The 6,059-nt window shown below is 54.9% G+C and carries 6 protein-coding genes; 3 read left to right on the top strand and 3 right to left on the bottom strand.

Going from position 1 to position 6,059, the window contains the following annotated elements; all coding sequences use genetic code 11:
• Window positions 1-652: two-component system response regulator RstA (rstA, locus tag GS12_RS21905; protein WP_034950935.1), on the bottom strand; the 652-nt coding region annotated here is incomplete at its 3' end.
• Window positions 653-816: 164 nt separating this feature from the next.
• Between rstA and GS12_RS21910 the strand changes: the two genes are divergently transcribed.
• Window positions 817-1,230, top strand: a complete 414-nt coding sequence (locus GS12_RS21910) for a hypothetical protein (protein WP_034950937.1) — start codon at window positions 817-819, stop codon at window positions 1,228-1,230.
• Here GS12_RS21910 and GS12_RS21915 read toward each other — a convergent pair.
• Both GS12_RS21915 and ydgH read right to left on the bottom strand, forming a co-directional pair.
• Window positions 1,227-2,609: an amino acid permease gene (locus tag GS12_RS21915; RefSeq protein WP_034950942.1), complete on the bottom strand. Its 1,383-nt coding sequence runs from the start codon at window positions 2,607-2,609 to the stop codon at window positions 1,227-1,229. The two genes, GS12_RS21910 and GS12_RS21915, sit on opposite strands and share 4 nt — an antisense overlap.
• 221 nt (window positions 2,610-2,830) lie before the next feature.
• Entirely contained in the window at window positions 2,831-3,784 is a 954-nt protein-coding gene (gene ydgH / locus GS12_RS21920) for a DUF1471 family protein YdgH (protein WP_034950938.1), read from the bottom strand.
• A 504-nt stretch (window positions 3,785-4,288) separates the two neighbouring features.
• Here ydgH and pntA point away from each other — a divergent pair.
• Both pntA and GS12_RS21930 read left to right on the top strand, forming a co-directional pair.
• The gene (gene pntA / locus GS12_RS21925) at window positions 4,289-5,818 is read left to right on the top strand and encodes a Re/Si-specific NAD(P)(+) transhydrogenase subunit alpha (RefSeq protein ID WP_034914932.1); all 1,530 of its coding nucleotides are present in this window, start codon (window positions 4,289-4,291) and stop codon (window positions 5,816-5,818) included.
• A 10-nt stretch (window positions 5,819-5,828) separates the two neighbouring features.
• A partial coding sequence (locus GS12_RS21930) for an NAD(P)(+) transhydrogenase (Re/Si-specific) subunit beta (protein WP_034950940.1) occupies window positions 5,829-6,059 on the top strand: 231 nt, incomplete at its 3' end.

Here is a 6,059-nt window from a genome sequence, read left to right on the forward strand (position 1 = left end):
GTTCGGTGGCGCTGTCCAGCAGTTTTCTGCGCAGTCGCGATATCGCCACGTCAATACTGCGATCCATCCCGTCGTAGCTGACGCCGCGCAGCGTCTTTAACAGCGCGTCGCGGTTTAAAATCGTGCCTGCATGGGTCGCCAGCTCCCACAGCAGATCAAAATCCGCCGTGGAAAGAGCAACGACGTCGTTGCTGAGCAGCACCTGACGATTAAGCGGGTCGATGCGCAGGGTGCCAAATCGCAGCTCTTTTTGTCCGCTGACGGCGGGCGCGATATCCGTCGTGTTTCCTGCCTGACGCAGATGAAGCCGCAGTCTTGCCAGCAGCACCGCAGGCGGTGTGGTTTTGAGGATATAGTCATTGGCGCCCATTTCCAGCGACAGGATATGATTCATGTCGCTGTCGAGGGAGGTCAGCAGCACAATGGGCCCGGTCCATTTTTGCTGTGAACGCAGGTCGCGACACAGCGTCATGCCATCCTTGCCGGGCAGCATAATATCCAACATCACCAGGTCGGGATTGGTTTCAGCAATGGTCGCCTCAGCGCGATCGCCGCGGCTTTCCACCACCACCTCGATATCATGGCGATTAAGGTAGGCGGCGATCAGTTCGCCTACGTCCGGGTCGTCTTCAACAAATACAATTCTGTTCATACGCGCGTTTATCTGAAAAGAAGTAAGCCAGATTACCTTTTGTCCGGCCTTAGCACTATTCCCCTACGCTAAATAACGCCGGATATATAGTATAAGCGCGGAAGAATATGCCATTATATTAGCAGGGTTGTAGGGAAATATTTAACGAACAGGGGAGCAAAAGCGTGTCTGACAAAAAGCTGACCGCTGCACCAGTAAGTGAAGCAATCTGCCTGAATTACACTGATTTTCTTGCGGCTTCCTGCAAAAAGCGCTGGAGTTTTGTCGATGCTATTTATGGCGTAATGCCCGTTTTCGGCATGGTAACCCGTAGCGCTCCCGACCTGCCACGTTCGCCTTCGGAGCGGCTGAAAGTGTTAGCGCTGCAAATCATTTCAACGCAGCTCAGTGACGAAACCAATATCGTCAGACTGATAACGCTGGCGGCGCAGCAGCACGTTGAACAGTTCGATATTTTGCTGCCTTATCCCTTGTCGGAACCTCAGCTTGAGGCCATCCGCGAAGAGTACGTGAAGCCGCTGAAGCTTGAACAACAAAACGAGCGGCTACGCGTACAGGTCGCCGCTTTTTCTCATTAGCGCACCAGCACCCAAAGCGCTGGTACGGCGCCTGCCATTAACGCCACCATGGCGATTTTTTCCGCAACGTTCAGCCTGACATCTTTTCGCTCACCGCGCCGTGCATACAAAAAAAGCAAAATACCCGGCGCGTAAAGCACCACGGAGAGCAACAGTTGCAGCGGGCCGGACGCATACAGCAACCATAAGCCATAGGCGCTGGCTCCCGTTGCCACCGCCTTCACCGCCGGTTTTTTTGCTACTTTCAGCAGATAAGCGCCCACCAGAAAATAGGGTACGAGGATCATTTCAGAAGCAATATTGAGCAGGGTGTTGTAATCCGAATTGGTCAGCCAGATGAGAACCAGACACACCTGAACGCTGCCATTGGTCAGCCAGAGCGAGGCCGCGGGCGCCCCGCGGGCGTTTTGCTTCGCCAGCGCACGCGGAAATGTGCCCAGTTGCGCAGCCAGCAACGGCACTTCCGCAGCCATAATCGTCCAGCTCAGATAGGCGCCACATACCGAAACGATAAGCCCCAGCGCAATAACCACATCGCCCCATGAACCGATCAACCGGGTCATCAGACCTGCCATAGAAGGATTGCGCATTTCGGCCAGCGCTGCGCGCGGCACAATGCCCAGAGAGAGCAGGGTAACCAGCAGGTAAACGCACAGTGCCGCGATCACCGCCAGCAGCGTGGCGCGCCCGACATCTTTTTTATTGCGCGCGCGAGCAGAAACCACAACCGCGCCTTCCACGCCGATAAAAACCCACAGCGTGATGAGCATTGTATCTTTCACCTGTTGCCAGACCGGCGTGCCCAACTGGATGCCTGAAAAATCGAACCTGAACCGATCAAGGTTGAAGGCGGCAATCGCCAGCACGACAAACAGACCGAGCGGCAGAAGTTTGCCCAGCGTGGCGACTAAATTGATGCTGGCCGCCGTCTGAACGCCGCGTAGCACCAGCCAGTGAACCAGCCACAGCAGCAGCGAAGCGCCAACCATTGCCTGCCAGGTATTACCATCGCCAAACACCACGTGCCCAGGCGAATCGGTAAAAAAGCTCAGGGCGGAAAACACAATAACCAGATAAGAGACGTTGGCGATCACGGCACAGAGCCAGTATCCCCAGGCGGAGCAGAAACCGGTCAGCTCACCAAACCCTGCGCGGGCGTAGGTGAAAATGCCGCCGTCGAGATCGGGTTTGATACGCGTCAGCAGCATCAGCGCCAGTGAGAGCAACACGATCCCCACGCCGGTTATCGCCCAGCCAATCAGCAAAGCGGCCGGGCCTGCAACGGCTGCCATATTTTGCGGCAGGCTGAACACGCCCGCGCCAAGCATTGAACTGAGAACCAGCGCGGTCAGCGCGGTAAGACCAAGTTTTTTATCCAAAATGGCTTCCAGAAACAGAATAAACAACCAGCTTCAACACGTTAAAAGGCTGCTGATGCGTAAATGAGCGGAAATGAGTCATCAGATCCTCTGAACAGGCTGGCGATTCTACGAGGCGTGATACCGGGATGCAATGCAATGAGGGTGAGTTTTGCGTGTTTATGCAGTTTTAATGCGGAAACTATGCAGGAGCGGCGGCGCGCAGGCCGCCACTCCGGGACTTACCTGAACAGATCGGCAGAAACGGTAAGGTTGCCACCGCTCTGATTCGACCACTGACGCGTCACGTGGTAATACTTCGCGCCTTTCGCAATGGCGGCGCGGCCAACGGCTTCAGACACTTCCGTTGGCGAACCGAAGTGGCCGGTAAAGGTCACGCTGTCGAAAGGCTGCATCTGAGCCGCCGTCACCGCGCTCACTTCCTGCACGCTCTTGCCGTTCGGCGTTTTGACCGTATAACGTTCGCCGGACGATGACTGCGTTTCATAGAAACGGCCCACTTTATTGCTTGGCGTTTCGGAGGAGGCAACGCCAGGGATCTGCACTTTCGCCGCCGCCGCGCCGCCGGTGGCCAGCGCGGCTTTACCCGCCTGTGAATCGGCAGGGATCAGGTCTGGCGACTGCGTTTTACGCTCTGGCGCATCAGATTTATAGATATAGGCAGTGATGTACTGATTACCGCCGCCGTTGGCGTCAAACTGGCGAATAATGAAAAAGGAGGCCGCATCCTTTTTCTTTGCGGCTTTGGTAATGGCTTCGTTGACGTCCGGCTGGCTGCGGTAAAAGCCGCTTATCGAAACGGTGTCGTACGGCTCAAGCTTGTAGGCTTCTTCCTTAGTCAGCTCGCGCACGCCATTAATGACGCGATCGCGATTTTTAGTCGATACCGTTGGCGCATCCGCATGATACAAGTCGGCCACCACGCGCCAGTTGCCGCCGTTACCGTTGATGTCGTTAATATTCTGAATGTAGTAATAAGCCGCACCTGCCTCGTCCGCACGTTTCGATACGGCGCTGCTTGCTTCATTGATCGCATTAAAACGGCCGGAAACCGCAATGCGGTCAAACGGTTTCAGCGATGCTGCTTTTTCGGGCGCCAGCTCCTGTGCCGCAAAGGCGGAGAGTGATGTGAGTGATAACAGGGCTGATGCCAGAAGGGTGTTCTTCAGCTTCATAAAAATAATCCTTCGCCTTACGCCAAAATGAGTAATAAACGTGCCGGACTCTTGATGTGTAACAGATTAGTAGCGGGATATTACATGTAATAATGAGTTCTGTCTCAGCCATTTTGAGCGATATGTGCAGGGGATTCGGTGCGGCAAAAGGGTAAATTGCTGCTTGCTGCTATCCACAATGCTGCTTCGCTTTTTAAACAGTGAATTCGATAAGTCCTATCGTTTAAAACGTTAATCCATTGTTAAATAATGATTTTGGACATGTGTTTTTTTTGAAACGTTGTTTTAAGGTACAGCAGGATATGCGTGCTGAACGGTAAAATTCAGTCGAAAAATAGCGCATTTGCTACTTGCCTTCGAAGTTTTATATGAAATGTTGTGAAACGCTCGGGCTGCGGGTAGATCGCAAGACACAATTTCAGTAGGTTATAAACAGTTTGATACAGACCGGACGGCCTCTGCCGTTCACGAGAACGCCGTTAAATTCTGGTGAAAGGGAAAAACATGTTAATTGGAATTACAAAAGAACGGTTGCTCAACGAAGCGCGTGTCGCCGCCACGCCTAAGACCGTTGAGCAACTGATCGCACTGGGCTTTACCGTGGCGGTGGAGAGCGGAGCGGGCGCGCTGGCAAGCTTTGATGATGCCGCCTACAGGGCCGCAGGCGCCACGCTGACCGACAGCGTCAACGTCTGGCAATCCGATATCGTACTGAAGGTGAATGCGCCTGATGACGCCGAGATTGCGCTAACCCGCGAAGGCAGCACGCTGGTGAGCTTTATCTGGCCCGCGCAGAATCCTGAACTGCTGGAAAAACTCGCGGCGCGTAAGGTCACCGTGATGTCAATGGACGCGGTGCCGCGTATCTCGCGCGCGCAGTCGCTTGATGCGCTCAGCTCAATGGCGAATATTGCAGGCTATCGCGCGATCGTTGAGGCTGCTCACGAGTTTGGCCGCTTCTTTACCGGACAGATCACCGCCGCCGGTAAAGTGCCGCCGGCAAAAGTGCTGGTGATCGGCGCCGGCGTGGCAGGCCTTGCCGCCGTGGGCGCCGCAGGCAGCCTGGGTGCGATCGTTCGTGCATTTGACACCCGTCCTGAAGTAAAAGAGCAGGTGAAAAGCATGGGCGCCGAGTTCCTTGAGCTCGACTTTGAAGAGGAAGCGGGCAGCGGCGACGGCTATGCAAAAGTGATGTCCGAAGCCTTTATCAAGGCGGAGATGGAACTGTTCGCCGCACAGGCGAAAGAGGTGGATATTATTGTCACCACCGCGCTGATCCCCGGTCGCCCGGCACCGAAGCTCATTACCGCAGAGATGGTGGCGGCAATGAAGCCGGGCAGTGTGATTGTCGATCTGGCGGCGCAAACCGGCGGTAACTGCGAGCTCACCGTTGCCGATCGCGTTACCACTACCGACAACGGCGTTAAGATCATTGGCTATACCGATCTGCCGAGCCGTTTGCCAACGCAGTCCTCCCAGCTTTATGGCACCAACCTGGTGAATCTGCTCAAGCTGCTGTGCAAAGAGAAAAATGGTGAAATCACCATTGATTTCGACGACGTGGTGATCCGCGGCGTTACCGTGATCCGCGACGGCGAGGTGACCTGGCCCGCACCGCCGATTCAGGTTTCCGCTGCGCCAAAAGCCGCGCCGGCGGCGGCAAAAGTGGAGAAGGTTGAGGCCAAACCTGCGTCGCCGATGCGAAAATATGCGCTGTTCGCGCTGGCCATCATTCTGTTTGGCTGGTTTGCCAGTGTTGCGCCTGCGTCGTTCCTTTCCCATTTCACCGTTTTCGCGCTGTCCTGCGTGGTGGGTTACTACGTGGTATGGAACGTCAGCCATGCGCTGCATACACCGCTGATGTCGGTTACCAATGCCATTTCCGGCATTATTGTGGTTGGCGCAGTGTTGCAGATTGGCCACGGCGGGTGGGTGAGCTTCCTGTCATTTATCGCGGTGCTGATTGCCAGCATTAATATTTTCGGTGGTTTCACCGTGACTCAGCGTATGCTGAAAATGTTCCGTAAGAACTAAGGGATAAGCAATGTCTGGCGGATTAGTAACAGCAGCATATATTGTTGCGGCAATTCTCTTTATTTGCAGCCTGGCCGGGCTGTCAAAACATGAAACCTCTAAACAGGGTAACCTGTTCGGCATCAGCGGTATGGCGATTGCGCTGCTGGCGACCATTTTTGGCCCTGAAACCGGTCACGTTGCCTGGATTCTGCTGGCGATGGTCATTGGCGGCGCGATTGGCATGCACCTGGCGAAAAAA

The organism is Erwinia oleae (assembly GCF_000770305.1).
Lineage (GTDB): Bacteria > Pseudomonadota > Gammaproteobacteria > Enterobacterales > Enterobacteriaceae > Erwinia > Erwinia oleae.

Excerpts from the sequence above, each read along its gene's own strand:
- ydgH (WP_034950938.1), bottom strand. The coding sequence starts at position 3,784 with ATGAAGCTGAAGAACACCCTTCTGGCATCAGCCCTGTTATCACTCACA.
- pntA (WP_034914932.1), top strand. The coding sequence starts at position 4,289 with ATGTTAATTGGAATTACAAAAGAACGGTTGCTCAACGAAGCGCGTGTC.